The organism is Streptomyces sp. NPDC001599, assembly GCF_042893535.1.
Taxonomy (GTDB): Bacteria; Actinomycetota; Actinomycetes; order Streptomycetales; family Streptomycetaceae; genus Streptomyces.
Window position 1 is genome coordinate 402,923 of the sequence record NZ_JBIAVA010000002.1, and the last position, 25,319, is coordinate 428,241.

Genomic DNA, 25,319 nt, shown 5'->3' on the forward strand with positions numbered 1-25,319 from the left:
GACTTGAGCGATCCCGACCGGGGATGCCCCACAAAAGGGGTATCCCCGGTTGGTCGTTCCTAGGGGAGTGCCTCCGCCGGTAAGGTGGCCTGCGCTGCCCTCTTTCACGGGTGCGTCACATGAGGCACTCTTGGCGGCGGTTCAGCGTTACTCCCTTAGCCGTCCACTTATCAGTCGTCAGTCGAACCTCAAGACCGTCACCCTTGACGCAGTAGCGCGGGGGTCGCAGGAGGCACCGTGCTCACCGCGTTCGCCCGGGCGTTCAAGACGCCCGACCTGCGCAAGAAGCTGCTCTTCACGCTCGGCATCATCGTGGTGTACCGACTCGGTACCCACATCCCCATTCCAGGCGTCGACTACAAGAACGTCCAGGAGTGCGTGGACCAGGCGTCCGGCAACCAGGGCCTCTTCGGCCTGGTCAACATGTTCAGCGGTGGCGCCCTGCTGCAGATCACGGTCTTCGCGCTCGGCATCATGCCGTACATCACGGCGAGCATCATTCTGCAGCTGCTGACCGTCGTGATCCCGCGCCTGGAAGCCCTCAAGAAGGAGGGCCAGGCCGGTACGGCGAAGATCACGCAGTACACCCGCTACCTGACCGTCGCGCTCGCCATCCTCCAGGGCACCGGCCTGGTGGCCACCGCTCGCAGCGGCGCCCTCTTCTCCGGCTGCACCGTCGCCGGTCAGATCGTGCCCGACCAGGCGATCTTCACCACCGTCGTCATGGTCATCTGCATGACCGCCGGTACCTGTGTCGTCATGTGGCTCGGTGAGCTGATCACCGACCGCGGCATCGGCAACGGCATGTCGATCCTGATGTTCATCTCGATCGCCGCGACCTTCCCCTCCGCCCTGTGGGCCATCAAGAAGCAGGGCGAGCTGGCCGACGGCTGGATCGAGTTCGGCACGGTCATCCTCGTCGGCCTGGTCATGGTCGGCCTGGTGGTCTTCGTGGAGCAGGCCCAGCGCCGGATCCCCGTGCAGTACGCGAAGCGCATGATCGGCCGCCGCTCCTACGGCGGTACCTCGACGTACATCCCGCTCAAGGTGAACCAGGCGGGTGTCATCCCCGTCATCTTCGCCTCGTCGCTGCTCTACATCCCGGCTCTGATCGTCCAGTTCTCGAACTCGACGGCGGGCTGGGCCACCTGGATCACGAAGAACCTCGCGGACACCGCGGCGACGCCGCACATCATCCTGTACTTCTTCCTGATCGTCTTCTTCGCCTTCTTCTACGTGGCCATCTCGTTCAACCCCGAGGAAGTCGCGGACAACATGAAGAAGTATGGTGGCTTCATCCCGGGCATCCGGGCTGGCCGACCGACCGCTGAGTATCTGAGCTACGTACTCAACCGGATCACCTGGCCGGGTTCGCTGTACTTGGGTCTGATCGCTCTCGTCCCGACAATGGCGTTGGCTGGTTTCGGGGCAAACCAGAACTTCCCGTTCGGTGGCACCAGCATCCTGATCATCGTGGGTGTCGGTCTCGAGACGGTGAAGCAGATCGAGAGCCAGCTCCAGCAGCGCAATTACGAAGGGTTCCTCCGCTGATGCGAATCGTCCTCGTCGGGCCTCCGGGTGCCGGAAAGGGAACGCAGGCCACCCGCCTTGCCGAGACGCTGCACATTCCGCACATCTCCACGGGTGACCTGTTCCGCGCGAACATCAGCCAGCAGACCGAACTGGGCAAGCTCGCGAAGTCCTACATGGACGCCGGCAATCTCGTGCCGGACGAGGTCACCATCGCCATGGCGAAGGACCGCATGGAGCAGCCCGACGCCGAGGGCGGCTTCCTGCTGGACGGCTTCCCGCGCAACGTCTCCCAGGCCGAGGCGCTGGACGAGCTGCTCGAGACCGAGGACATGAAGCTCGACGCGGTGCTGGACCTGGAGGCCCCGGAGGACGAGGTCGTCAAGCGGATCGCCGGCCGGCGCGTCTGCCGCAACGACTCCGCGCACGTCTTCCACGTGACGTACACGCCGCCGAAGAAGGAAGGCGTCTGCGACGTCTGCGGCGGCGAGCTGTACCAGCGGGACGACGACTCCGAGGAGACGGTCCGCAAGCGGCTCGAGGTCTACCACACGCAGACCGAGCCGATCATCGACTACTACAAGTCGCAGGGCCTGGTCGCCACCATCGCCGCGACGGGGTCCGTGGACGAGGTCACCCGCCGTGCGCTGGAGGCGCTCAAGCGCGACCAGTAGTACTCCGCCCGGCTCCAGCCGCGGTCCCTCGCTCAGGGGGCCGCGGCTGTGCTGTGGGGTGGGGCGGCCGCGCCCCGTATCGTGGAACCGCGTCCCCGTCCGTCCTTCCCTCCACGTCCTTCCCTTCTCCGGTCCAGTCCAGAAAGGCCGCAGCCCTCATGGTGCAGATCAAGAACCCCGAGCAGATCGCCAGGATGCGCGAGGCGGGGCTGGTCGTCGCCGCCATCCACGCGGCCACGCGCGAGGCCGCCGTGCCCGGCGCGACGACCAAGGACCTGGACCAGGTCGCCCGCAAGGTCCTCGCCGAGCACGACGCCAAGCCGAACTTCCTGGGGTACGGCGGCTTCCCCGCCACCATCTGCACCTCGGTGAACGAGGTCGTCGTCCACGGCATCCCGTCCGACGACGTGGTGCTCAAGGACGGCGACGTCATCTCCATCGACTGCGGCGCGATCATCGACGGCTGGCACGGCGACGCCGCCTACACGGCCTTCGTCGGCTCCGGTCACTCCCCGGAGCTGGTCGAGCTGTCCCGGGTGACCGAGGAGTCGATGTGGGCGGGTATCGCCGCCATGAAGCAGGGCAACCGCCTGGTGGACGTCTCGCGCGCCATCGAGACCTACATCCGCCGCCAGCCCAAGCCCGGTGGCGGCAAGTACGGGATCATCGAGGACTACGGCGGCCACGGCATCGGCACCGAGATGCACATGGACCCGCACCTGCTGAACTACGTCGACCGCCGCCGCGGCAAGGGCCCGAAGCTCGTCCCCGGCTTCTGCCTCGCCATCGAGCCGATGGTCTCCCTCGGCACCCCCCGCACCGAGGTCCTCTCCGACGAGTGGACGGTCATCACCACGGACGGCACCTGGTCCTCCCACTGGGAGCACTCGGTGGCCCTGACGGAACAGGGCCCGCTGGTCCTCACGGCCCCCGACGGGGGCAGGGCGAAGCTGGCCGAGCTGGGGATCACGGCGGCGCCCGACCCCCTTGCATAACGATCTCGCATCCGGGGCAGACTTCCTCGTTTCGCCTTTCCGGGTTTGCTGACGTAGACTGACTCGTCGGCTCCCGTGCACCCCCATGTCTTGTGGGTTGTGCGATGAGTCGATCAAGGTAGTCGATTCGAAGGGCGAAGCGTGGCCAAGAAGCAAGGTGCCATCGAGATCGAAGGCACTGTCGTCGAGTCTCTTCCGAACGCCATGTTCAAGGTGGAGCTCCAGAACGGCCACCAGGTCCTGGCACACATCAGCGGCAAGATGCGTATGCACTACATCCGCATCCTCCCTGACGACCGGGTCGTGGTGGAGCTGTCTCCGTACGACCTGACGCGTGGCCGGATCGTCTACCGGTACAAGTAGATCTTGCCCACGTCCTGCGTGCTCCGCGCGCGGGTCCGCCGGCAACTGACCCGGAGAACCTCACACCCATGAAGGTCAAGCCGAGCGTCAAGAAGATCTGCGACAAGTGCAGGGTGATCCGCCGTCACGGTCGGGTCATGGTCATCTGCGACAACCCGCGCCACAAGCAGCGCCAGGGCTGAAGCCTGACCGTTCCCTCCGCGATTCGCATGACTTCGCGCGACGCGAGCTGAACATGTTCATACGCAGGACCCGGGCGCCCAGGCGTCCGACACCCCCGGTTCGGAGGCCGGGGACCCGATACGTACCTCATACGGCGGCCGGGGACCGGTTCTGTGGAAGACCTCCGACAATCAACTGGAGCCATTGAATGGCACGCGTTTCCGGTGTTGACATCCCGCGCGAAAAGCGCGTCGAGATCGCCCTCACCTACGTGTTCGGCATCGGCCGGACCCTCTCGCAGCAGACGCTCGCCGCCACCGGCGTGGACCCGAACACCCGTGTTCGGGACCTCTCCGAGGAGCAGCTCGTCGCGATCCGCGAGTACGTCGACAACAACATCAAGACCGAGGGTGACCTCCGTCGCGAGGTGCAGGCCGACATCCGCCGCAAGGTCGAGATCGGCACGTACCAGGGTCTGCGTCACCGTCGTGGCCTGCCCGTCCGCGGTCAGCGCACCAGCACGAACGCCCGCACCCGCAAGGGCCCGCGTCGCGCCATCGCCGGCAAGAAGAAGCCGGGCAAGAAGTAGTCCGCAGCGGACTTCGCCGTCCAGCGGTCTTCGCTGTAGGACCGACCACCTCCCGTAGGAGAACGACATGCCCCCCAAGGGACGTCAGGGCGCTGCCAAGAAGGTGCGCCGCAAGGAAAAGAAGAACGTCGCTCACGGCCACGCGCACATCAAGAGCACGTTCAACAACACGATCGTGTCCATCACGGACCCGACCGGCAACGTGATCTCCTGGGCCTCCGCCGGCCACGTCGGCTTCAAGGGCTCCCGGAAGTCCACGCCGTTCGCCGCGCAGATGGCCGCCGAGTCGGCTGCCCGTCGCGCGCAGGAGCACGGCATGCGCAAGGTCGACGTCTTCGTCAAGGGCCCGGGTTCCGGTCGTGAGACCGCCATCCGCTCCCTGCAGGCGACCGGCCTCGAGGTCGGCTCCATCCAGGACGTCACGCCGACCCCGCACAACGGCTGCCGTCCGCCGAAGCGTCGTCGCGTCTGATCTCGCTTCACCGCGACATCGCTTCACCAGGGTTTTCCGGGCGGTACGGCTCTTTCGGGTCGTATCGCCCGTACCCTTGCAGTACTAGTCGGGCGTCAAATAGCGGGCGCCCCTGACTGAAGGATCACCACATGCTGATCGCTCAGCGTCCCTCGTTGACCGAAGAGGTCGTCGACGAGTTCCGCTCCCGGTTCGTCATCGAGCCGCTGGAGCCGGGCTTCGGTTACACCCTCGGCAACTCCCTGCGCCGCACCCTCCTGTCGTCGATTCCCGGTGCTGCTGTCACCAGCATCCGCATCGACGGTGTCCTGCACGAGTTCACCACCGTGCCGGGCGTCAAGGAGGACGTCACCGACCTGATCCTCAACATCAAGCAGCTGGTCGTCTCCTCGGAGCACGACGAGCCCGTCGTGATGTACCTGCGCAAGCAGGGCCCGGGTCTGGTCACCGCCGCCGACATCGCGCCCCCGGCCGGTGTCGAGGTGCACAACCCCGACCTCGTCCTCGCCACGCTCAACGGCAAGGGCAAGCTGGAGATGGAGCTGACCGTCGAGCGCGGTCGCGGCTACGTCTCCGCCGTGCAGAACAAGCAGGTGGGCCAGGAGATCGGCCGTATCCCGGTCGACTCCATCTACTCGCCGGTTCTCAAGGTCACGTACAAGGTCGAGGCCACGCGTGTCGAGCAGCGCACCGACTTCGACAAGCTGATCGTCGACGTCGAGACCAAGCAGGCGATGCGTCCGCGTGACGCCATGGCCTCCGCCGGTAAGACCCTGGTCGAGCTGTTCGGTCTCGCCCGCGAGCTGAACATCGACGCCGAGGGCATCGACATGGGTCCGTCCCCGACGGACGCCGCGCTCGCCGCCGACCTGGCGCTGCCGATCGAGGAGCTCGAGCTCACCGTTCGGTCGTACAACTGCCTCAAGCGCGAGGGCATCCACTCCGTGGGTGAGCTCGTGGCCCGTTCCGAGGCCGACCTGCTCGACATCCGCAACTTCGGTGCGAAGTCGATCGACGAGGTCAAGGCGAAGCTGGCCGGCATGGGCCTCGCGCTCAAGGACAGCCCGCCCGGATTCGACCCGACCGCCGCCGCGGACGCCTTCGGCGCCGACGACGACGCGGATGCCGGTTTCGTGGAGACCGAGCAGTACTGATTCGGCTGCCGGTCCGTAGTGGCTGGTCGCGCAGTTCCCCGCGCCCCTTTAGGGCGCGGACCCTCCGGGGCGCTTGCAAAGGCGCCCCGGATCTCCGACGGGCGACCGCCCGCTCGGATACTGACTCCGGTACCTGATACGGCCGGGGCAGACACCTAGGAGAAACATCATGCCGAAGCCCACCAAGGGTGCCCGTCTGGGCGGCAGCGCCGCGCACGAGAAGCTGCTCCTCGCGAACCTCGCGAAGTCGCTCTTCGAGCACGGCAGGATCACGACCACCGAGGCGAAGGCGCGCAAGCTGCGTCCGTACGCCGAGCGTCTGGTCACCAAGGCGAAGAAGGGCGACCTTCACAACCGCCGTCAGGTGCTCCAGGTGATCACGGACAAGAGCATCGTCCACACGCTCTTCACCGAGATCGGCCCGCGCTACGAGAACCGTCCCGGTGGCTACACCCGGATCACCAAGATCGGTAACCGTCGTGGCGACAACGCGCCCATGGCCGTCATCGAGCTGGTCGAGGCGCTGACCGTGGCGCAGGAGGCCACGGGTGAGGCCGAGGCCGCGACCAAGCGTGCCGCCAAGGACGCCGAGGGCACCGAGGCCGTCGAGACCAAGGTCGACACGACCAAGGGCGACGACGAGGCTGCGGCCGAGGAGTCCAAGGACGCGTAAGCGTCTGCCGGGGGCTGTGCGATTGCGGCTGCGGCTTCGTTGTGGTTGTTCGCGCAGTTCCCCGCGCCCCTTGAGGGTGATTGCGGGTCCGTTCCTTTCGAGGAGCGGGCCCGCTTTCGTGTGGGTGAGAGGATCTCTGGGTGAGTGACGAAGTTGAGGCCGGGTTTGTGCGGGTGCGGCTGGATCTCTCCTATGACGGGAGCGAGTTCTCCGGGTGGGCCAAGCAGGCCGGGGGGCGGCGGACCGTGCAGGGGGAGATCGAGGACGCGCTGCGGACGGTCACGCGGTCGCGGGAGACGTACGAGCTGACGGTCGCCGGACGGACCGACGCGGGTGTGCACGCCCGGGGGCAGGTCGCCCATGTCGATCTGCCGCGCGAGGTGTGGGCCGAGCACCACGTGAAGCTGCTCAAGCGGCTCGCGGGGCGGCTGCCCAGGGACGTGCGGGTCTGGGCGCTGCGGGAGGCGCCCAGTGGCTTCAACGCCCGTTTCTCGGCGGTCTGGCGGCGCTACGCCTACCGGGTCACCGACAATCCGGGCGGCGTCGACCCGCTGCTGCGCGGACACGTGCTGTGGCACGACTGGCCGCTCGACGTCGATGCCATGAACGCGGCCGCCCGCGGACTGCTGGGCGAGCACGACTTCGCCGCCTACTGCAAGAAGCGGGAGGGGGCCACGACCATCCGCACGCTCCAGGAGCTGAGCCTGGTGCGGGGCGGGGACGGGATCGTCACCGCCACCGTGCGGGCCGACGCCTTCTGCCACAACATGGTGCGCTCGCTGATCGGGGCGCTGCTGTTCGTCGGCGACGGGCACCGCGGGCCCGAGTGGCCGGCCAAGGTGCTCGCCGCGGGCGTACGGGACTCGGCCGTGCACGTCGTACGGCCGCACGGGCTGACGCTGGAGGAGGTCGGTTACCCGGCCGACGAGCTGCTGGCCGCCCGGAACAAGGAGGCGCGCAACAAGCGGTCGCTGCCGGGCACCGGCTGCTGCTGACGGGGCGGGAGGCGGGCGTCAGCCCGCCTCCGCCGCCGCAGACGCCTGGGCCTCACCGCGTCGGCGGATCTGCCGGAAGGCGAACTCGGCCAGGTCGTCACCGGCCCGGAACACGCCGGTGGACTTCTCCGTGACGTCCTTGGCGCCGGTGAACCCGGCGACCGTGAAGTAGGCGTAACGGCCGTAGGAGTTGGTGGTGGAGCGGCAGACGGCGCCGGTGCAGAAGGACTTCACGCCGCCGCCGGACAGGGAGCGCACGATGCTCTTCTTGTCGGCGTCCTTCTTGGCCTTCGCGGCCTGCGCCTCGGTGTCGAAGACGGCCACGCCGACCGTCACGGCGGTGTCGCCCTTGGTGTAGGTGACGCGGAGCAGGCGCGTGCACTTGTTGGCGTCGAGGACCTTCGGCAGGGTGCCCTGGACGGCGGAGCCGCAGGTGCGGGTGTCGGCCGTCGGGCCCTTCTTGTAGACCGTCTCGCCCATGGTCAGCTGGGTCCCCGGGAAGAGCAGGTCCGGGCTGAGCGGGGCCTTGTCCTTCTTGACGCTGGAGACGAAGTCCTTCGGGTCCAGCGGCGGCGGGGCGCTGGTCGGGGCGAAGGACGGCTCGGTGGCCGTCGAGCTGGGTATGTCCGCCGTCGAGGGGAGCTGCGAGGAGGGGCCGTCGGAGGCCTGGTCCGAGCCGTTCGCCGAGACCACGGCCACCGCGACGGCACTGGCTATGGCCACGGTGGCCAGCGCGCCGCCGCCGATGAAGAACAGCCGGCGCCGCTTGGCACGGGCCTCGGAGGCCTCGGCGAGGGCAGCCCAGTCCGGCGTGTTGTCACTGTTCCCGCTGTTCCAGGGCTGCTGGGACTGCGGCGGCTGCGGCTGCTGCTGCGATTGCGGTGTCCAGGGATCCCACTGTGACTGAGGTCCCCCCTGCCCAAAGCTCATGGGGCGCATCTTAGACGGGCCGAAGGGCGTGCTGGTGCCGGGACTTGGGGGCGGCAGGGCCTAGCGTTCCGTGCATGCGGACGGGCAAAAGCGACATCTCCGGGTGGTTGGTGCGGCCGGCGGGAAGGCATCCGTGGGCGGTGCTCGTGACGGTGCTGGCGGCGTCCGCCGCGCACGCGGCACGGACGACCTCGGACGGCGGCATGGACAACTCGATCGTCGTGCGGGCCGCCCGCACCTGGCTGGCCGGTGGCTCCCCCTACGACGACCCGCACTTCCTCTACCTGCCGAGCGCCGTCCTGGCCGCCGTCCCGCAGGCGCTGCTGCCCGGGGCCGTGCTGCGGGTCCTGGTGCCCTGCGCGGTGACCGTCCTGCTGACGCTGGCCTGGGCCTGTGCGCTGCGCCTGCACCGGGTGCCGCTGGGCAGCAGGCTCGCGGTCCTCGGGCTGACCGGGCTCGCGCTGGGCTTCGCGCCGTTCGGGCACCTGGTGCGGCTCGGCAACTGGACGGTGACCGCGACGGTGGCGCTGCCGCTGGCCCTGCTGCTGGCGAGCCGGGGGCGCTGGACGGGGGCGGGGGTCGTCATCGGGGCGGCCGTGGCGCTCAAGCCGCTGCTCGCGCCCGTCGTCCTGCTCTTCCTCTTCGCCGGGCGGTGGCGGGCGCTGCTCGCGGCCGTCCTGGTGCCCGCGCTGGCCTCCGCCGCGGCGGCGCTGGCGATGCCCGACCCGGCGGGTTTCTTCACCCGCACCCTGCCCTTCCTGCTGCACGGCGACGACGGCTTCGTACGGCTCTACGAGGCCTCCCCGGCGGCCGTGCTGCCCCGGCTCGGGGTGCCGCCGGCGTTCGCGCAGGGGCTCGCGGTGGCGGCGGCCTCGGCCGGGGTGCTCTGCGCGTACCGGCGCTGGCGCCGTGCCGACCCCGGTCCGCTGCGGCTCGCGGAGACCGGGGCGGGACTGATGCTCTCGGCGTTCCTCGTCTCCCGGCCGTCCTACGACCACTACCTCCTGGTCGCCCTGCCGCTGCTGCTTGCCGGGCTGCCGTACGCCGGGTCGGTGGCCCGCGGGGTGTGGTTCTGGATCGCCCTGGTGCCCCAGGCACCCGGCCTGACCTGGCCCTGGCTGGAGGGGGAGCGGCGGCGTGCCTTCCGGGACGCGTTCACGCTGTGCGTCCTGGCCGTGACGGTCGCCCGGCAGGCCCGGACCGGTCCGGCGGGCGCCGGAGAGCGGGTGCCCCCGGGGCGTGCGCCGGAGCCGGAGCGCGCCCCGGCGGCCCCGTTTTGACCCGGCCGCCGGGGCCCGGGTATTCTGCACAGTCGTATGTGTATTGGCTTGCTCATTCTCACGTGAGGGGCCCTTACACCGGTCCACCGGGACCGATGACCAGCGACCTGCACGCGGTATGCGTCACCGCGGTGCGGTCAGGGCTGTCGTGATCGTCTTCGGTGACCATGTCAGGACCACTCACTGAAGAAGCGAAGGCTACGAACCGTGCGTACGTACAGCCCCAAGCCCGGCGATGTGACGCGCCAGTGGCACGTCATCGACGCCCAGGACGTCGTCCTGGGTCGTCTGGCCACCACTGCGGCCAGCATCCTGCGCGGCAAGCACAAGCCGATCTACGCGCCCCACGTCGACACCGGTGACTTCGTCATCATCATCAACGCCGACAAGGTGCACCTCTCCGGCAACAAGCGGACCCAGAAGATGGCGTACCGCCACTCCGGCTACCCGGGCGGTCTGCGCTCCGTGCGCTACGACGAGCTCCTGGACAAGAACCCGGAGAAGGCCGTCGAGAAGGCCATCAAGGGCATGCTCCCGAAGAACTCCCTGGGCCGTCAGATGCTCTCGAAGCTGAAGGTCTACAAGGGTGACCAGCACCCGCACGGCGCGCAGCAGCCGCAGCCGTTCGAGATCACCCAGGTCGCGCAGTAGTCCCGGCCACCCTTTAAGACTGAAGAGAATCTGAGGAGCATCGTGGCCGAGACCACTCCCGAGCAGCCGCTCGAAGAGATCGACATCGACAGCTACACCACCGAGTCCGAGGTGCCCGTCGAGGGCGAGTACACCTCGGAGTCCATGGCCTCCGCGTTCGGCGAGCCCCAGCCGGCCGCCGGTCTGGGCCGTCGCAAGAACGCCATCGCCCGCGTCCGGATCGTCCCGGGCACCGGCAAGTGGAAGGTCAACGGGCGCACGCTCGAGGACTACTTCCCGAACAAGGTGCACCAGCAGGAAGTCAACGAGCCCTTCAAGGTGCTCGAGCTCGACAACCGCTACGACGTCATCGCCCGCATCTCCGGCGGCGGCGTCTCCGGTCAGGCCGGTGCGCTCCGTCTCGGTGTCGCCCGCGCGCTGAACGAGGCCGACGTGGACAACAACCGCGGCGCGCTCAAGAAGGCCGGTTACCTCAAGCGTGACGACCGTGCGGTCGAGCGCAAGAAGGCCGGTCTGAAGAAGGCCCGCAAGGCCCCGCAGTACAGCAAGCGCTAAGTCGTACCGGCTGGTACCGGCTGTACTCCGAACGCCCCGGCGGCACGCCACTGTGCTGCCGGGGCATTCGTTTATCCCTGCCGTTGGGCGTATAACGGCACAAGACGTTCTAAGGCTTATGTGATCGATGGTCGGGCGATGCGTGCCCGGGCCTTCGGGAGCCGACTGCGTGGGCCGCACTCAGGGCAGCCGCTTCCGGATCTGACGTTTCCTCAGGAGGACAAGTGGGACGACTCTTCGGCACGGACGGCGTGCGCGGCGTCGCCAACGCGGATCTGACGGCCGAGCTGGCGCTGGGCCTCTCCGTCGCCGCGGCGCACGTACTGGCCGAGGCGGGCACCTTCGCCGGGCACCGGGCGACCGCGGTGGTCGGCCGGGACCCACGTGCCTCCGGGGAGTTCCTGGAGGCCGCGGTGGTCGCGGGCCTCGCCAGCGCCGGTGTGGACGTGCTGCGGGTCGGCGTGCTGCCGACGCCCGCGGTGGCCCACCTCACCGGCGCGCTCGGCGCCGACCTCGGCGTGATGCTGTCCGCCAGCCACAACGCCATGCCCGACAACGGCATCAAGTTCTTCGCCCGCGGCGGCCACAAGCTCGCCGACGAGCTGGAGGACCGCATCGAGGCCGTCTACGCCGACCACCGCACCGGCGCCCCCTGGGACCGCCCGACCGGCGCCGGTGTCGGCCGCGTCCGCGACTACGACGAGGGGCTCGACCAGTACGTCGCCCACCTCGTCGGTGTCCTGCCGAACCGCCTCGACGGACTGAAGATCGTCCTCGACGAGGCGCACGGCGCGGCCTCCCGGGTCTCCCCGGAGGCGTTCGCGCGGGCCGGTGCCGAACTGGTCACCATCGGCGCGGTGCCCGACGGCCTCAACATCAACGACGGCTGCGGCTCCACCCACCTCGACCTGCTCAAGGCCGCCGTCGTCGAGCACGGCGCCGACCTCGGCATCGCCCACGACGGCGACGCCGACCGCTGCCTGGCCGTGGACCACACCGGCGCGGAGGTCGACGGCGACCAGATCCTCGCCGTGCTCTCCCTGGCGATGCGGGAGCGCGAGGCGCTGCGCTCGGACACCGTCGTGGCGACCGTCATGTCCAACCTGGGCTTCAAGCTCGCCATGGAGCGCGAGGGCATCCGGTTCGTGCAGACCGGGGTCGGCGACCGGTACGTCCTGGAGGAGATGAAGGAGCACGGCTACGCCCTCGGCGGCGAGCAGTCCGGCCACGTCATCATCCTCGACCACGCCACCACGGGTGACGGCACGCTGACCGGCCTGATGCTGGCGGCACGGGTCGCGCAGACCGGGCGTACGCTGCGGGACCTCGCGTCCGTGATGGAGCGGCTGCCGCAGGTGCTGGTCAATGTGCCGGACGTGGACAAGTCGCGGGTGACCAGCTCCGCCGAGCTGGCGACCGCCGTGGCCGAGGCCGAGCGGGAGCTTGGCAGCACCGGGCGGGTGCTGTTGCGTCCCTCCGGGACGGAGCCTCTTGTGCGGGTGATGGTGGAGGCCGCCGATATTGAGCAGGCTCGGTCTGTGGCGGGGCGGTTGGCCGATTCGGTGAAGTCTGCGCTCGGTTAGTTTTCGGGGCCGGGTTCGGGGTGGGGGGGTGCTGTGTGATGCGGGTTCGTCGTGGCTGGTCGCGCCCGCGCGGCGGAGCCGCAGATCAGCAGAGCCCCGCGCCCCTAGGTTGGCTTGCTCATCCGGCGTCGTTGGGTTGACCACAATGCCTTCTGCGCCAGCAAGGTGAGGGTTCCGGCGACCACGATGCCTGCCAGGTTGAGCAGGAGTTGTTCGGTGGAGCCCACTGTCTGGTTGGTGTCGCCGAAGCTCAGGGCGACGGCGGCGTTCGCTGCCGCCGGGACCGTGGTGACGGAGATGGCGACGCCCACCAGGGCGCCGGACTTCGCCGAGGTCAGGGACAGCGTGCCCGCGATGCCGGCGAGGACCGCCACCACGAAGGAGAAGGCGTCGGGGGCGTAGACGAAGCCGGTGTTGGGGCGGTCGCCCTCCAGCTTGCCCTCGCTGAAGAGGTCGAGGGCGGCCATGATCCAGCTGAAGCCCACCGTCACCGCCATCGCCACGGCGAAGCCCACCAGCAGGGCGATCGCCGAGCGCAGGGCGAGCCGCGGGGCCCGCTGGACGATCGCCGTGCAGATCCCGGCCAGCGGGCCGAACTCCGGGCCGACCGCCATCGCGCCCACGATCAGGATCGCGTTGTCGAGGACGACACCGCAGGCGGCGATCATCGTGGCGAGGGTGATGAAGGCGACGTAGGTGATGGAGAGCGTCGACTCCTCGTGCGTCGCCTCCTCCAACTGCTCCCACAGCACCGCGTCGGCGGCCTCGCCGGGTGCGTCCCGCTCCGCCTGGTCGGCGCGCTCGGACAACGACAGGTCGATGTTCTCGGCGGTGATGGCGCCGCAGCTGTCGATGCCCAACGCCCGCAGGCCGTTGATGAGTTCGTCCCCGGCTTCGCGGGCCACGTCGCACATGACGACGTCGCCCTCGGGTTCGCGGGCGGCGCCCGGCAGAACGACGAGGTGGGTTGTGCCGACCGTACGGTCGATCAGGCGGACCACCTCGTCGGTGCGGTCGGCCGGAGTGATCAGGCGCAGATGCAGCATCCGGTATTTCTATCGCGCCGCCGGGCCCACGTGCCCAGCCCGCCCCACATGCGTCGCCCGCCCCGCATGTGTCGCCCGCCCCGCATGTGTCGCCCGCCTCACAGCTTGCGCAGGCTCAGGCGCTGGACCTTGTGGTCGGGGCCCTTGCGCAGCACCAGGGTGGCCCGGCCCCGGGTGGGGGCCACGTTCTCCACCAGATTGGGCTTGTTGATGGTCCGCCAGGTGGTGCGGGCGTAGTCGAGGGCCTCCTCCTCCGACACCTGCGTGTACTTGCGGAAGTACGAGGACGGGTTCTGGAAGGCGGTCGCGCGCAGCTTGCGGAAGCGGTTGAGGTACCAGCGCTCGATGTCCTCGGTGCGCGCGTCGACGTACACGCTGAAGTCGAAGTAGTCGGCGAGTCCGACCCTGGTGCGGCCGTCCTTGCCGGGCAGCGCGGGCTGGAGCACGTTCAGGCCCTCGACGATCAGGATGTCGGGGCGGCGGACCACGAGCCGCTGGTCCGGCACGATGTCGTAGATGAGGTGGGAGTAGACGGGGGCGGTCACCTCCGCCTTGCCCGCCTTGATGTCGGCGACGAACCGGGTGAGCGCACGGCGGTCGTACGACTCGGGGAAACCTTTCCGCGACATCAGGCCGCGCGTCTCCAGCTCCCGTGTCGGCAGCAGGAAGCCGTCGGTGGTGACCAGTTCCACGCGCGGGTGCTCGGGCCAGCGGGAGAGCAGCGCCTGGAGCAGGCGGGCGACGGTGGACTTGCCGACCGCGACCGAGCCCGCGACCCCTATGACGAAGGGGGTGCCGGACTGGGAGCCCTGCTCGCCGAGGAACGTGTTCAGCGCGCCGCGCAGGCCGTCGGTGGCGCCGACGTAGAGGTTGAGGAGCCGGGACAGCGGGAGGTAGATGTCCCGCACCTCGTCCAGGTCGATGACGTCGCCGAGGCCGCGCAGCTTCTCGACCTCCTCGGCGGTCAGTGGCAGCGGCGTCTTGTCGCGCAGCGCGCTCCACTCGGGGCGGGTGAGGTCGACGTAGGGAGTCGCCTCCGGCCGCTGCCGGTGGGCGCTCCGGGGAATCGAGGGGACCGGAGAGATCACAGTCCATTGTTAACGGAGTACGAACGGGGCGGCAGGTGGGCTGTGTCACGTCGGCCGGTCCGCCGTGGCCCGCTGGGCCCCGGCGGGACCGGTCTGGATCACGGTCGGGTTTCGGATGGCCGGTTATCGATCGTACGTGCGAATGTCGTAGGTATGGTGCGGGCAAAGTCGACCGGATCTCATCACCGGCCTCGACGTGACTCGACAGATTCCGACGCGAGTCGACATCCCCTGAAGTGAACCGACGAAAGAGTGCCGCCGTGAGTCCGACCGCTGTCCGCCGTACCGCCCTCGCCGCCTCCGCCACCGCCCTGGCCCTGCTCGCCACCGCCTGCGGCGGGTCGTCCGACGACGACGGAGCGGCCGCCGAGGAGACGGCCAAGACGGAGCAGTCCGCACCGGCGGAGGGTGCCGCGGCGTCCGCACCGGCGGGCAAGACGCTGACCGCCGCCGAGCTGGAGAAGGTCGCCCTCGCCCAGGCCGACGTCAAGAACGGCGAGGTCGCCACCGAGCTGTCGGCGGACGACCAGGTGGCCAAGGACCAGGTCTCCACGAGCGACAAGGCCTGTCTGCCGCTCGTCTATGTCCAGGGTGCGGTGGCCCAGGGCGAGCCGGCGGCCAACGTGCAGCGTTCCTGGCAGGGACAGACGGAGGCGCCCTCCGAGAGCAAGGGCCCGGACGGCCAGGAGATGACCGATATCGACGTGAACAAGATCCTGCTGAACGTCGCCTCCTACGCGGACGGCGGCGCCGAGCAGGCGATGGCGGGCCTGAAGACGGCCGCCGAGAAGTGCGCGGGCGGCTTCGACACCACCGTGGGCAGCGACAAGATGCGGGTCACCGAGGTGAGCGGCCTGGGCCGCCTCAAGGCCGGTGACGAGGGGCTCACCGTCAACCTCGGTGTGGCCACCGGCGGGGACAGCAGTGGGCTCATGAAGCTCGTCGTGGTCCGCAAGGGCGCCACCCTCGCCACCTTCGGCGCCGTCAACCTCTCCTCGATGATGACCGGCGCGGAATTCGAGGTCCCCTCCGAGGTCGTCGACGCGCAGGTCGCCAAGCTCGGCTGACGGGCCGGGAGACGGCGGACGGCGTTCGTACCCCGGTGGGAATTTCCGATATCGGGCACAGGATGCCCGCTTTGCGGCCGCCGCGCGGTCGATCCTGCTCGTAGGCTGCCGCTTATGTGCGGAATCGTGGGATACGTAGGGCCTCAGTCGGCACTCGATGTCGTGATGGCCGGACTGAAGCGGCTCGAATACCGGGGATACGACTCGGCGGGCGTCGCCGTGCTCGCGGACGGCGGCCTCGCCACCGCCAAGCGGGCCGGCAAGCTCGTCAACCTCGACAAGGAACTGTCCGAACACCCGCTGCCGTCCGCCGCCACCGGCATCGGCCACACCCGCTGGGCCACCCACGGCGGCCCCACAGACGCCAACGCCCACCCGCACCTCGACAACGCGGGCCGGGTGGCCGTGGTCCACAACGGCATCATCGAGAACTTCGCGCCGCTGCGGGCCGAGCTGACGGAGCGCGGCCACGAACTGCCCTCCGAGACCGACACCGAGGTCGTCGCCCACCTGCTCGCCGAGGAGTACTCGGCCTGCGCCGACCTCGCCGAGGCGATGCGGCTGGTGTGCCGGCGGCTGGAGGGCGCGTTCACGCTGGTCGCGGTGCACGCGGACGCGCCGGACGTGGTGGTGGGCGCGCGCCGCAACTCGCCGCTCGTGGTGGGCGTGGGGGAGGGCGAGTACTTCCTCGCCTCGGACGTCGCGGCCTTCATCGCCCACACCCGGGACGCCGTCGAACTGGGCCAGGACCAGGTCGTCGAGCTGCGCCGGGACGGCGTGCGGGTCACCGCCTTCGACGGCACCCCGGCGGACGTCCGCTCCTACCACGTCGACTGGGACGCCTCGGCCGCCGAGAAGGCCGGCTACGCCTCCTTCATGCTCAAGGAGATCGCCGAGCAGCCGAAGGCCGTCGCCGACACCCTCCTCGGCCGCATCGACGGCTCCGGCACGCTGAGCCTGGACGAGGTACACATCCCGCCGGAGGTGCTGCGGGAGGTCGACAAGGTCGTCGTCATCGCCTGCGGCACGGCGTACCATGCGGGGCTGATCGCCAAGTACGCCATCGAGCACTGGACGCGGATCCCCTGCGAGGTGGAGCTGGCCAGCGAGTTCCGCTACCGCGACCCGATCCTCGACCAGCAGACCCTGGTCGTCGCGATCTCCCAGTCCGGCGAGACCATGGACACCCTCATGGCCCTGCGCCACGCCCGCGAACAGGGCGCCAGGGTCCTCGCGATCTGCAACACCAACGGCTCGACGATTCCCCGCGAGTCCGACGCCGTGCTCTACACCCACGCGGGCCCCGAGGTCGCCGTCGCCTCCACCAAGGCCTTCCTCACCCAGCTCGTGGCCTGCTACCTGGTCGCCCTCTACCTCGGCCAGGTGCGCGGCACGAAGTACGGCGACGAGATCGGCGACGTCGTCCGCGACCTGTCCGGCGTCTCCGGCGCGGTCGAACGGGTCCTGGGGACCATGGACCCGGTGCGCGAGCTGGCCCGCTCCCTGGCCCACAAGAACACGGTGCTCTTCCTCGGCCGGCACGTCGGCCACCCCGTCGCCCTGGAAGGCGCCCTCAAGCTCAAGGAGCTGGCGTACATGCACGCCGAGGGCTTCGCGGCGGGCGAGCTGAAGCACGGGCCGATCGCGCTGATCGAGGAGGACCTGCCGGTCGTGGTCGTGGTGCCGTCCCCGCGCGGCCGCTCGATCCTGCACGACAAGATCGTGTCCAACATCCAGGAGATCCGCGCCCGCGGCGCCCGCACCATCGTCATCGCCGAGGAGGGCGACGAGGCGGTCGTCCCCTACGCCGACCACCTCGTCCGGATCCCGGCCACCCCGACGCTGCTGCAACCCCTGGTGGCCACGGTGCCGTTGCAGGTCTTCGCCTGCGAACTGGCCACGGCCCGCGGCAACGAGGTGGACCAGCCGCGGAACCTGGCGAAGTCGGTGACGGTGGAGTAGGTCCGCGACGCCTCCTCAGCGGCCGGTGACGGGCAGCACGGTGACGACCCGGAAGCGTTCCAGGACCACCGGTGTCGCGTCGTCCACCGTGAACTCCGGGTCGCCGAGCGCCGCGCGCATCTCCGCACCGTGCCAGAACCGCTCGTGGCCCGCCCGCCACTCGGCCACGCTCGTGTCCCCCTCGCCCTCGTCGACCGCGTGGGCGAGGTCCACCTCGGCCAGTGGGACGACACGCACCTCCGTCACCTCGATGACGGCGACGGGGAGTTCGCGCGAGTCGACCACCACCTCGCGGCGACCGGCCTCGGGCAGCGGTTCGCCCTCGTGCTCGTAGTCGGCGACCAGTCCGGTCGTGGCGGTCTTCGAGCCGTCCAGGACCGCCGCGACGAGCCGGTCGCGCAGGGGGCCCGGGAAGCCGAACTCGGCCCTGGGGAGCGAGCCGAGGTCGGGGAGGGACGGGGCCGGGAAGGAAGGGCTCGGGGAAGAGGGGCTCGGGGAAGAGGGGGTCGGGGAAGAGGGTGTCGGGGAAGAGGGGGTCGGGGCCGAGGGAGTCGGGAACGAGGGGGGCGGGTCCGGTTCGAGGGCCATGTGGGCACCGTACCGGCGCGGCCCACGCCCAAAGTGCCGGTTCAGTCCCCGCGTACATCCCGCCAGGCCCGCGGGATCGCCGCCGCCACATCGTGCGCCCCCGCCGGGGCACCCTGGGCCGCGAAGCGGCCCGCCAGACCGTGCAGGTACGCGCCCACGCTCCCCGCGTCCACCGCCGACAGGCCCGCCGCGAGCAGCGACCCCGCCAGGCCGGACAGCACGTCCCCGCTCCCGGCCGTGGCGAGCCACGACGTCCCCGTCGCGTTGACCCGGACGGGACCGCCCTTCGCACTGGCCACCAGGGTCGTCGAGCCCTTCAGCAGCACAGTCGCCCCGTACCGCGCCGCCAGCTCGCGCACCGAGGCCAGCCGGGCCGACTCGACCTCCTCCCGGCCCACCCCGAGCAGCGCCGCCGCCTCCCCGGCGTGCGGGGTCATCAGCGTCGGTGCCGTGCGCGCCCGTACCGCGTCCGCGTCGGCCAGCCGCAGGCCGTCCGCGTCGATCAGCACCGGTACCTCCGCCGCCAGCACCTGAGCCACCGTCGCCGCGTCGTCACCGGCGCCCGGTCCGACCACCCACGCCTGCACCCGCCCGGCCCGCTCCGGCCCCTGGTCGGACACGAGCGTCTCCGGGAAGCGGGCGATCACCGCGTCCCCCGCCGGACCGACGTACCGCACCGCCCCGGCCCCGCCCCGCAGCGCGCCCGCGACGGCGAGTACGGCCGCGCCGGGATAGCGGGCCGACCCGGCGGCGATGCCCACGACCCCGCGCCGGTACTTGTCGCTCTCGCCCGCCGGGACCGGCAGCAGCCGGGCCACGTCCGGATGCTGCAACGCCTCCAGCTCGGCCGCCTCGCCGGGCAGCGGCAGACCGATGTCCACCAGCCGCACCGAACCCGCGTACTCCCGCGCCGGATCGATCAGCAGCCCCGGCTTGTGCGTCCCGAACGTCACCGTCAGGTCGGCCCTGACCACGTCCCCCCGCACCCGGCCCGTGTCCGCGTCCACCCCGCTCGGCAGGTCGACGGCGACGACGGCGGCCCGGGACCGCGCGGCCGCGTCCGCCAGCGGTACCGCCTCCTTGCGCAGCCCGCCCCCGCCGCCGATCCCGACGATGCCGTCGAGGACGAGGTCGGCCCGCGCGATCAACTCCTCGGCGGAACCGGAAGCCGCGCCTTCGGCAATCCGTCCGCCCGCGCGCCGCAGCGCCGTCAGTCCGCCGCCGTGCGCCCGCTCCGGCGCGAGCAGCACCGCCGTCACGCCCGCGCCCCGCCGGGCCAGCCGCGCGCCCGCGTACAGGGCGTCGCCGCCGTTGTCGCCGCTGCCGACCAGCAGCACCACCCGGCTGCCGTAGACCCGCCCGGCCACCCGGACCAGCACCTGGGCACAGGCGGCGGCCAGTCCGGCCGCGGCCCGTTGCATCAGCGCCCCCTCCGGCAGCCGTGCCATCAGCTCCCGTTCGGCGTTCCTGACCGTTTCCACGCTGTACGCAGTCCGCATGCCGTCGAGTCTTCCCCGTACGCCGGGAACACGCACGGCCCGCCGCTTCCCGGAATCCGCGATGGGGGACAGTGGTCCCATGAGCGGCGGCGACGACGAGACGGCACAGGTGATGACCTCGCTCGGAGCCCGCCTGCGCGCCATCCGCCAGGCCCGCGGGCTCACGCTGGCCCGGCTCGCCGCCGCCACCGGCATCTCCGTGAGCACCCTGTCCCGGCTGGAGTCGGGGCAGCGCGAGCCGGGGCTGCGGCACCTGCTGCCGCTGGCCCGGGCCCACCGGCTGCCCCTGGACGAACTCGTCGGCTCGCGCACCGGCGACCCCCGCGTCCATCCCCGCCCCTTCACCCGGCACGGACAGACGTGGGTCCCGCTCACCCGGAACCCCAACGACGGGCTGCACGCCTACAAGCAGATCCTCCCCACCCCGGCCGTTCCGCGGACCGAGTGGACACCGCGCCCCGAACAGGGGGCGCACGAGGGCCACGAGTGGCTCTACGTGCTCTCCGGCCGCCTGCTCCTCGCCCTCGGCGAGCACGACCTCGTCCTGACGGCCGGGGAGACGGCGGAGTTCGACACCCGCGTCCCGCACGGCATCGCCAACGCCGGGGACCAGCCCGTCGAGTGGATCGCCCTGTACGGCGCGCAGGGCGAGCGCATGCACATCCGGGTCCGGCCGACCGCCGACTGACCCCGAGGGCCGACCCGGGGGGCTACCCCTCCGCGATCACCACCGCCGACGCGATCCCCGCGTCGTGGCTCAGCGACACGTGCCACGACGCCACGCCCAGCTCCGCCGCCCGCGCCGCCACCGTCCCCGAGACCCGCAGCCGCGGCTGCCCGCTCTCCTCGACGTACACCTCCGCGTCCGTCCACAGCAGCCCCGCCGGTGCGCCCAGCGCCTTGGCCAGCGCCTCCTTCGCCGCGAAACGGGCGGCGAGCGAGGCCACACCCCGGCGCTCCCCGCCGGGCAGCAGCAACTCGCTCTCACGGAACAGCCGCCCCGCCAGGGCCGGTGTGCGCTCCAGCGCAGCCCCGAACCGCTCGACCTCGGCCACGTCGATCCCGACCCCGATGATGCTCATGCCGGGAACCCTAGGGCCTGCCCGGCGGATCAGGTCGCAGGAACGAAGCGGTACCTCAACGGCGCAGATGCGCGTGCCGGACCCCGCGTCTGCGGCATGATCCGCCGGACGGGCCCCAACCACCGCCAGGCGCCGTGCGGCCGGGGCGGCCGGGTGCTCTGAGAGACTGGGGGCACGATGAGCGAGACAACTGCTCGGCGGGACGCGGACGCGGTACTGCGCGCCCGGGCCGAGATCGACCTGGCCGCCCTGCGGGCCAACGTACGCGCACTGCGCGAACGGGCCCCCGGGGCGGCTCTCATGGCCGTCGTCAAGGCGGACGCCTACGGCCACGGCGCGCTTCCCTGCGCCCGCGCGGCCGTCGCGGCCGGTGCGACCTGGCTCGGCACCGCCACCCCGCAGGAGGCCCTCGCCCTGCGGGCGGCGGAGCCCGCACTGCCGGACGACGTACGGATCATGTGCTGGCTGTGGACGCCCGGCGGGCCCTGGCGGGAGGCGGTCGAGGCCCGTCTCGACGTGTCCGTCGGCGCCATGTGGGCCATGGCGGAAGTCGTCGAGGCGGCACGGGCGGCCGGGGTGCCCGCGCGGGTCCAGCTCAAGGCCGACACCGGGCTCGGCCGGGGCGGCTGCCAGCCCGGCGCGGACTGGGAGGAACTGGTCGGGGCCGCGCTGCGGGCCGAAGCGGAAGGGCTGCTGCGGGTCACCGGGCTCTGGTCCCACTTCGCCTGCGCCGACGAGCCCGGCCACCCCTCCATCGCCGCGCAGCTCACCCGTTTCCGGGAGATGACGGCCTACGCCGAGCGGCAGGGCCTGCGCCCCGAGGTGCGGCACATCGCCAACTCGCCGGCCACCCTCACCCTGCCCGACGCCCACTTCGACCTCGTACGGCCCGGCATCGCGATGTACGGCGTCTCGCCCAGCCCCGAGATCGGCACCCCGGCCGACTTCGGGCTGCGCCCGGTGATGACGCTGGCCGCCTCGCTGGCCCTGGTCAAGCAGGTCCCCGGCGGCCACGGCGTCAGCTACGGGCACCACTACACCACCCCCGGCGAGACCACCCTCGGCCTCGTCCCGCTCGGCTACGCGGACGGCATTCCCCGGCACGCCTCCTCCAGCGGCCCCGTGCTGGTCGACGGCAAGTGGCGCACGGTCGCGGGGCGGATCGCGATGGACCAGTTCGTCGTCGACCTGGGCGGGGACCGGCCCGAGCCGGGCGCCGAGGCGGTGCTGTTCGGACCGGGCGACCGCGGCGAGCCCACCGCCGAGGACTGGGCCCAGGCGGCGGGCACCATCGCGTACGAGATCGTCACCCGGATCGGAAGCCGCGTCCCGCGCGTCTACGTCAACGAGTGACGCCCCCGTCGGCAAAGTGACGCGCGCGGGCACGCGCGTTCAGGTGAATCAGCGGCCGGCGGGTGTCCGCACGGCCCGGCGAAGGCGAAGAGGAGCGGTGCACGTGAGCGAGAGCAACGCGGAGGCCGTCGCGGCGGCCGTCGCCTCCGCCACGGAGGCCGCCGGCGAGGCCGCCGCCGGCGGCTGGCGCCGGGCGACCGGCATCGCCGGGGTCGCGATAGGCGTGGTCGCGGCGGGCGCCGCGGCCGGAGTGGCGATAGAACGGCTCACCGTCGGCCGCGGGATGCGCCAGAAGGCCCGCCTCGCCCTCGACTCGACGGGCCCCTACGGCGGACTGCGCGGTACGCCGGGCAAGGCGTACGCCGAGGACGGCACCGAGCTGTACTACGAGGTCGACGACCTCGACCCGGAGGCCGGGGCCGACCCCGCCCCGCGCCGCAGGCGGCTGTTCGGTCGCAAGGCGCCCGCACCCGTCACCGTCGTCTTCAGCCACGGATACTGCCTCAACCAGGACTCCTGGCACTTCCAGCGGGCGGCCCTCAGGGGCGTCGTCCGCACCGTCTACTGGGACCAGCGCAGCCACGGCCGGTCCGGGCGGGGCGTGGCCCAGACGCGGGACGACCGGCCGGTCAGCATCGAGGAGCTGGGCCGCGACCTCAAGGCCGTCATCGACGCGGCCGCTCCCGAGGGCCCGATCGTGCTGGTCGGCCACTCCATGGGCGGCATGACCGTGATGGCGCTGGCCGACGCCTTTCCCGACCTGGTCCGCGAGCGCGTCGTCGGCGTCGCCCTCGTCGGCACGTCGTCCGGGCGGCTCGGCGAGGTCAACTTCGGGCTGCCGGTGGCCGGGGTCAACGCGGTGCGGCGGGTGCTGCCGGGTGTGCTCAAGGCGCTCGGGCAGCGGGCCGAGCTGGTGGAGCGGGGGCGGCGGGCGACGGCGGACCTGTTCGCCGGGATCATCAAGCGGTACTCGTTCGCGTCCCGGGACGTCGACCCGGCCGTGGCCCGGTTCGCCGAGCGGATGATCGAGTCGACGCCGATCGACGTCGTCGCCGAGTACTACCCGGCCTTCAACGACCACGACAAGACCGAGGCCCTCGCCCACTTCGCCGGCCTTCCGGTGCTGGTCCTGGCCGGGGTGCGGGACCTGGTGACGCCCAGCGAGCACAGCGAGGCGATCGCCGACCTGCTGCCGGACGCGGAGCTGGTGCTGGTCCCCGACGCCGGGCACCTGGTGATGCTGGAACATCCCGAGCTGGTCACCGACCGCCTCGCCGACCTGCTCGCCCGCGCGGGCGCCGTGCCCGCAGCGGCTACCGTGGACGGCTATGGAAGCACCAGCAGCAGCGCAGGGCCCGGCTGAGCCCTCCGGTCCCTCCTCCGCAGCGTCCCCCGACAGCTCGTCCCCGGGCGTCGAGATCACCGTCACCTCGCCCGAGCAGATGCGGGAACTGGGCCGCAGGCTCGCCAAGCTGCTGCGCGCCGGTGACCTGGTGATGCTCAGCGGGGAGCTGGGCGCGGGCAAGACGACGCTGACCCGCGGTCTCGGCGAGGGGCTCGGCGTGCGGGGCGCCGTGACCTCCCCGACCTTCGTGATCGCCCGCGTGCACCCCTCGCTCGGTGAGGGGCCGCCGCTCGTCCACGTGGACGCCTACCGGCTGTCCGGCGGCCTCGACGAGATGGAGGACCTCGACCTCGACGTGTCCCTGTCCGACTCGGTGATCGTGGTCGAGTGGGGCGAGGGCAAGGTCGAGGAGCTGACCGAGGACCGGTTGCGGCTCCGGATCGACCGGGCCGTCGGCGACACCACGGACGAGGTGCGGCACGTGACGGTGACCGGCCTGGGCGAGCGGTGGGCCACGGCCGACGTGAGCGTCCTCGCCGGCTGAGCCGCCCCGGCGCACACCTCCCGCCGGATTTTCCGACAAAGCGTCGGCAAAAGATTGCGTTCCGGGTCTTGCGCGTGGTCACATGGTACTCGGCTCGTAGTTAGGCATGCCTTACTGCGCCCGCCCCCGAGCTTCAGGAGGCGTCCATGTCGTCCGTGTCCCAGGCCCAGCCGCAGGGCCGTCCGAGCCATCAGCCGCCCGCGCCCGCCGGGGTGTCGATGCGTGACCTGCTCGCCTCCTGCGCCGCCGCGACGGCGGTCTCGACGCCGCCGCGCGCCCCCGAACCCGAGACCCGCCGGCCGGTCCGCGACCAGCAGGGCCACCGCGACGACCGGGGCCACCGCGAGGCCGCCTGACGCTCGGCCGGTGCCGGTGCCGGTGCCGGTGCCGGTGCCGGTGCCGGAGCCGGAGGCCCGCGGGCCGTCAGGGGACGACGACGACCTGCCGTCCGATCGTCGCGAACTTCCACATCGCGTCGCCGTCCGCGCGCGACTCGCGGATGCCGCCGGTGGGCCGGTCCGGGTCGGGCGCGGCCGTCGAGCCGTCGACCGCCGCGCTGAACCCGATGGCCACGCCCTCGGCGCCGGTGAAGCGCACCACGTGCTCGACCGGGACGCCGTCGGACCCGGTGATCCGGTTGGACCGGGACGTGACCGTGTAGGCGCCCGGTGCCGGATCGACCGTGCTGGGCGTGACCCCGAAGGTGCGCCGCACCTTGTTCCCCGGGCCGACCAGCCACACGCGGTCGTCGTCCACCGAGTACACCACCCGTTCACCCCGTCCGGACATGGCGGGCAGCGCGTCGGGGTGCCGCCGGTCGCGCGGCGCCTTGGCGGCGCCCGGGGCCGGGCTGGCGGTCGCGTGGGTCCTGCCGAGGTCGGCGGGGACGCTGACGGAGGCCTGGTGGGCCAGGACGCCGATGGTCACGAGGGCCGCCGTGATGAGGCCGGTGACGATTCCGGCGCTGCTGCTTGCCACTGGCGACCACCTCGTCGTCGTACTCGTGTGTCCTGCGCGTACGTCCCGCGTGCCCCACCCCCGGGCGACGGTAGCAGTACGTGAGCACGTGACCGCGGTGTGCGACACGGAGTGCCCGGCCCGGACCGGGCGGGAGCCCCCGGGTTGTCCACAGGGCGTCC

Annotated in this window: 28 protein-coding genes; 21 read left to right on the forward strand and 7 right to left on the reverse strand. The window is 71.3% G+C overall.

Going from position 1 to position 25,319, the window contains the following annotated elements; all coding sequences use genetic code 11:
* Positions 1 to 237 precede the first annotated feature (237 nt).
* The 10 genes from secY (at position 238) to truA (ending at position 7,607) form a co-directional block, all read left to right on the forward strand.
* Positions 238 to 1,551, forward strand: coding sequence for a preprotein translocase subunit SecY (secY, locus tag ACFYZ3_RS06530; RefSeq protein WP_003974248.1), 1,314 nt, complete (start codon positions 238 to 240; stop codon positions 1,549 to 1,551).
* Positions 1,551 to 2,204, forward strand: coding sequence for an adenylate kinase (locus ACFYZ3_RS06535; protein ID WP_356716835.1), 654 nt, complete (start codon positions 1,551 to 1,553; stop codon positions 2,202 to 2,204). Before secY ends, ACFYZ3_RS06535 begins: the two co-directional genes overlap by 1 nt.
* Positions 2,205 to 2,362: 158 nt before the next feature.
* The gene (gene map / locus ACFYZ3_RS06540; protein WP_361010247.1) at positions 2,363 to 3,199 is read left to right on the forward strand and encodes a type I methionyl aminopeptidase; all 837 of its coding nucleotides are present in this window, start codon (positions 2,363 to 2,365) and stop codon (positions 3,197 to 3,199) included.
* Positions 3,200 to 3,340: 141 nt separating this feature from the next.
* Positions 3,341 to 3,562: a translation initiation factor IF-1 gene (infA, locus tag ACFYZ3_RS06545; protein WP_003948620.1), complete on the forward strand. Its 222-nt coding sequence runs from the start codon at positions 3,341 to 3,343 to the stop codon at positions 3,560 to 3,562.
* Positions 3,563 to 3,630: 68 nt separating this feature from the next.
* The gene (gene rpmJ, locus ACFYZ3_RS06550) at positions 3,631 to 3,744 is read left to right on the forward strand and encodes a 50S ribosomal protein L36 (RefSeq protein WP_003974245.1); all 114 of its coding nucleotides are present in this window, start codon (positions 3,631 to 3,633) and stop codon (positions 3,742 to 3,744) included.
* Between the two features lie 188 nt (positions 3,745 to 3,932).
* Positions 3,933 to 4,313, forward strand: a complete 381-nt coding sequence (gene rpsM / locus ACFYZ3_RS06555) for a 30S ribosomal protein S13 (protein WP_003974244.1) — start codon at positions 3,933 to 3,935, stop codon at positions 4,311 to 4,313.
* Between the two features lie 67 nt (positions 4,314 to 4,380).
* Positions 4,381 to 4,785, forward strand: a complete 405-nt coding sequence (rpsK, locus tag ACFYZ3_RS06560; protein ID WP_003948617.1) for a 30S ribosomal protein S11 — start codon at positions 4,381 to 4,383, stop codon at positions 4,783 to 4,785.
* A gap of 131 nt (positions 4,786 to 4,916) precedes the next feature.
* Positions 4,917 to 5,939 carry a DNA-directed RNA polymerase subunit alpha gene (locus tag ACFYZ3_RS06565; RefSeq protein ID WP_003966937.1) on the forward strand — a complete coding sequence of 341 codons (1,023 nt, stop codon included), beginning with the start codon at positions 4,917 to 4,919 and terminating at the stop codon, positions 5,937 to 5,939.
* A 169-nt stretch (positions 5,940 to 6,108) separates the two neighbouring features.
* Entirely contained in the window at positions 6,109 to 6,612 is a 504-nt protein-coding gene (rplQ, locus tag ACFYZ3_RS06570; RefSeq protein ID WP_356855184.1) for a 50S ribosomal protein L17, read from the forward strand.
* 140 nt (positions 6,613 to 6,752) lie between these two features.
* Positions 6,753 to 7,607, forward strand: coding sequence for a tRNA pseudouridine(38-40) synthase TruA (gene truA, locus ACFYZ3_RS06575; RefSeq protein ID WP_388514359.1), 855 nt, complete (start codon positions 6,753 to 6,755; stop codon positions 7,605 to 7,607).
* 18 nt (positions 7,608 to 7,625) lie between these two features.
* Here the strand turns inward: truA and ACFYZ3_RS06580 are convergent, their stop codons facing one another.
* Complete coding sequence (locus ACFYZ3_RS06580) at positions 7,626 to 8,537, reverse strand: hypothetical protein (protein WP_388514361.1); 912 nt, start codon at positions 8,535 to 8,537, stop codon at positions 7,626 to 7,628.
* Positions 8,538 to 8,611: 74 nt separating this feature from the next.
* On the opposite strand from ACFYZ3_RS06580, the gene ACFYZ3_RS06585 reads away from it, so the two are divergent.
* The 4 genes from ACFYZ3_RS06585 to glmM all read left to right on the forward strand — a co-directional run bounded on the left by ACFYZ3_RS06585 (position 8,612) and on the right by glmM (position 12,606).
* Positions 8,612 to 9,817, forward strand: a complete 1,206-nt coding sequence (locus ACFYZ3_RS06585; RefSeq protein ID WP_388514362.1) for a glycosyltransferase family 87 protein — start codon at positions 8,612 to 8,614, stop codon at positions 9,815 to 9,817.
* Between the two features lie 207 nt (positions 9,818 to 10,024).
* Complete coding sequence (gene rplM, locus ACFYZ3_RS06590) at positions 10,025 to 10,468, forward strand: 50S ribosomal protein L13 (protein WP_003974239.1); 444 nt, start codon at positions 10,025 to 10,027, stop codon at positions 10,466 to 10,468.
* Positions 10,469 to 10,510: 42 nt separating this feature from the next.
* On the forward strand, positions 10,511 to 11,023 hold the full coding sequence (gene rpsI / locus ACFYZ3_RS06595) for a 30S ribosomal protein S9 (protein ID WP_003974238.1): 513 nt from the start codon (positions 10,511 to 10,513) through the stop codon (positions 11,021 to 11,023).
* 224 nt (positions 11,024 to 11,247) lie between these two features.
* On the forward strand, positions 11,248 to 12,606 hold the full coding sequence (gene glmM, locus ACFYZ3_RS06600) for a phosphoglucosamine mutase (RefSeq protein WP_361010263.1): 1,359 nt from the start codon (positions 11,248 to 11,250) through the stop codon (positions 12,604 to 12,606).
* Positions 12,607 to 12,710: 104 nt separating this feature from the next.
* On the opposite strand, the gene ACFYZ3_RS06605 is transcribed toward glmM, so the two are convergent.
* Together ACFYZ3_RS06605 and coaA are read right to left on the reverse strand one after the other, a co-directional pair.
* On the reverse strand, positions 12,711 to 13,652 hold the full coding sequence (locus ACFYZ3_RS06605; protein ID WP_388514364.1) for a DUF389 domain-containing protein: 942 nt from the start codon (positions 13,650 to 13,652) through the stop codon (positions 12,711 to 12,713).
* 98 nt (positions 13,653 to 13,750) lie between these two features.
* Positions 13,751 to 14,740, reverse strand: coding sequence for a type I pantothenate kinase (gene coaA / locus ACFYZ3_RS06610; protein WP_388514365.1), 990 nt, complete (start codon positions 14,738 to 14,740; stop codon positions 13,751 to 13,753).
* A gap of 260 nt (positions 14,741 to 15,000) precedes the next feature.
* Between coaA and ACFYZ3_RS06615 the strand changes: the two genes are divergently transcribed.
* Complete coding sequence (locus ACFYZ3_RS06615; protein ID WP_388514366.1) at positions 15,001 to 15,807, forward strand: hypothetical protein; 807 nt, start codon at positions 15,001 to 15,003, stop codon at positions 15,805 to 15,807.
* Between the two features lie 114 nt (positions 15,808 to 15,921).
* The gene (glmS, locus tag ACFYZ3_RS06620) at positions 15,922 to 17,769 is read left to right on the forward strand and encodes a glutamine--fructose-6-phosphate transaminase (isomerizing) (protein WP_388514368.1); all 1,848 of its coding nucleotides are present in this window, start codon (positions 15,922 to 15,924) and stop codon (positions 17,767 to 17,769) included.
* Between the two features lie 15 nt (positions 17,770 to 17,784).
* Here the strand turns inward: glmS and ACFYZ3_RS06625 are convergent, their stop codons facing one another.
* Positions 17,785 to 18,357: an ASCH domain-containing protein gene (locus ACFYZ3_RS06625; protein WP_388514370.1), complete on the reverse strand. Its 573-nt coding sequence runs from the start codon at positions 18,355 to 18,357 to the stop codon at positions 17,785 to 17,787.
* A gap of 41 nt (positions 18,358 to 18,398) precedes the next feature.
* Positions 18,399 to 19,856, reverse strand: coding sequence for an NAD(P)H-hydrate dehydratase (locus ACFYZ3_RS06630; RefSeq protein WP_388514371.1), 1,458 nt, complete (start codon positions 19,854 to 19,856; stop codon positions 18,399 to 18,401).
* A gap of 79 nt (positions 19,857 to 19,935) precedes the next feature.
* Here ACFYZ3_RS06630 and ACFYZ3_RS06635 point away from each other — a divergent pair, with 79 nt between their 5' ends.
* Positions 19,936 to 20,544 carry a helix-turn-helix domain-containing protein gene (locus tag ACFYZ3_RS06635; RefSeq protein ID WP_388514373.1) on the forward strand — a complete coding sequence of 203 codons (609 nt, stop codon included), beginning with the start codon at positions 19,936 to 19,938 and terminating at the stop codon, positions 20,542 to 20,544.
* A gap of 22 nt (positions 20,545 to 20,566) precedes the next feature.
* Here the strand turns inward: ACFYZ3_RS06635 and ACFYZ3_RS06640 are convergent, their stop codons facing one another.
* Positions 20,567 to 20,938: a holo-ACP synthase gene (locus tag ACFYZ3_RS06640; protein WP_388514375.1), complete on the reverse strand. Its 372-nt coding sequence runs from the start codon at positions 20,936 to 20,938 to the stop codon at positions 20,567 to 20,569.
* A gap of 177 nt (positions 20,939 to 21,115) precedes the next feature.
* Here ACFYZ3_RS06640 and alr point away from each other — a divergent pair, with 177 nt between their 5' ends.
* The 4 genes from alr (at position 21,116) to ACFYZ3_RS06660 (ending at position 24,536) form a co-directional block, all read left to right on the forward strand.
* Entirely contained in the window at positions 21,116 to 22,291 is a 1,176-nt protein-coding gene (alr, locus tag ACFYZ3_RS06645) for an alanine racemase (RefSeq protein WP_388514376.1), read from the forward strand.
* 103 nt (positions 22,292 to 22,394) lie between these two features.
* Positions 22,395 to 23,654 (forward strand): alpha/beta fold hydrolase, encoded by a 1,260-nt coding sequence (locus ACFYZ3_RS06650; RefSeq protein WP_388514377.1) that lies wholly within the window; start codon positions 22,395 to 22,397, stop codon positions 23,652 to 23,654.
* Positions 23,620 to 24,180 (forward strand): tRNA (adenosine(37)-N6)-threonylcarbamoyltransferase complex ATPase subunit type 1 TsaE, encoded by a 561-nt coding sequence (gene tsaE / locus ACFYZ3_RS06655; protein WP_388514378.1) that lies wholly within the window; start codon positions 23,620 to 23,622, stop codon positions 24,178 to 24,180. The genes ACFYZ3_RS06650 and tsaE overlap by 35 nt, the downstream gene beginning before the upstream one ends.
* Before the next feature lie 146 nt (positions 24,181 to 24,326).
* Positions 24,327 to 24,536: a hypothetical protein gene (locus ACFYZ3_RS06660; RefSeq protein WP_361010293.1), complete on the forward strand. Its 210-nt coding sequence runs from the start codon at positions 24,327 to 24,329 to the stop codon at positions 24,534 to 24,536.
* Between the two features lie 67 nt (positions 24,537 to 24,603).
* Here ACFYZ3_RS06660 and ACFYZ3_RS06665 read toward each other — a convergent pair whose 3' ends face one another.
* On the reverse strand, positions 24,604 to 25,158 hold the full coding sequence (locus tag ACFYZ3_RS06665) for a hypothetical protein (protein WP_388514379.1): 555 nt from the start codon (positions 25,156 to 25,158) through the stop codon (positions 24,604 to 24,606).
* Positions 25,159 to 25,319: the final 161 nt, after the last annotated feature.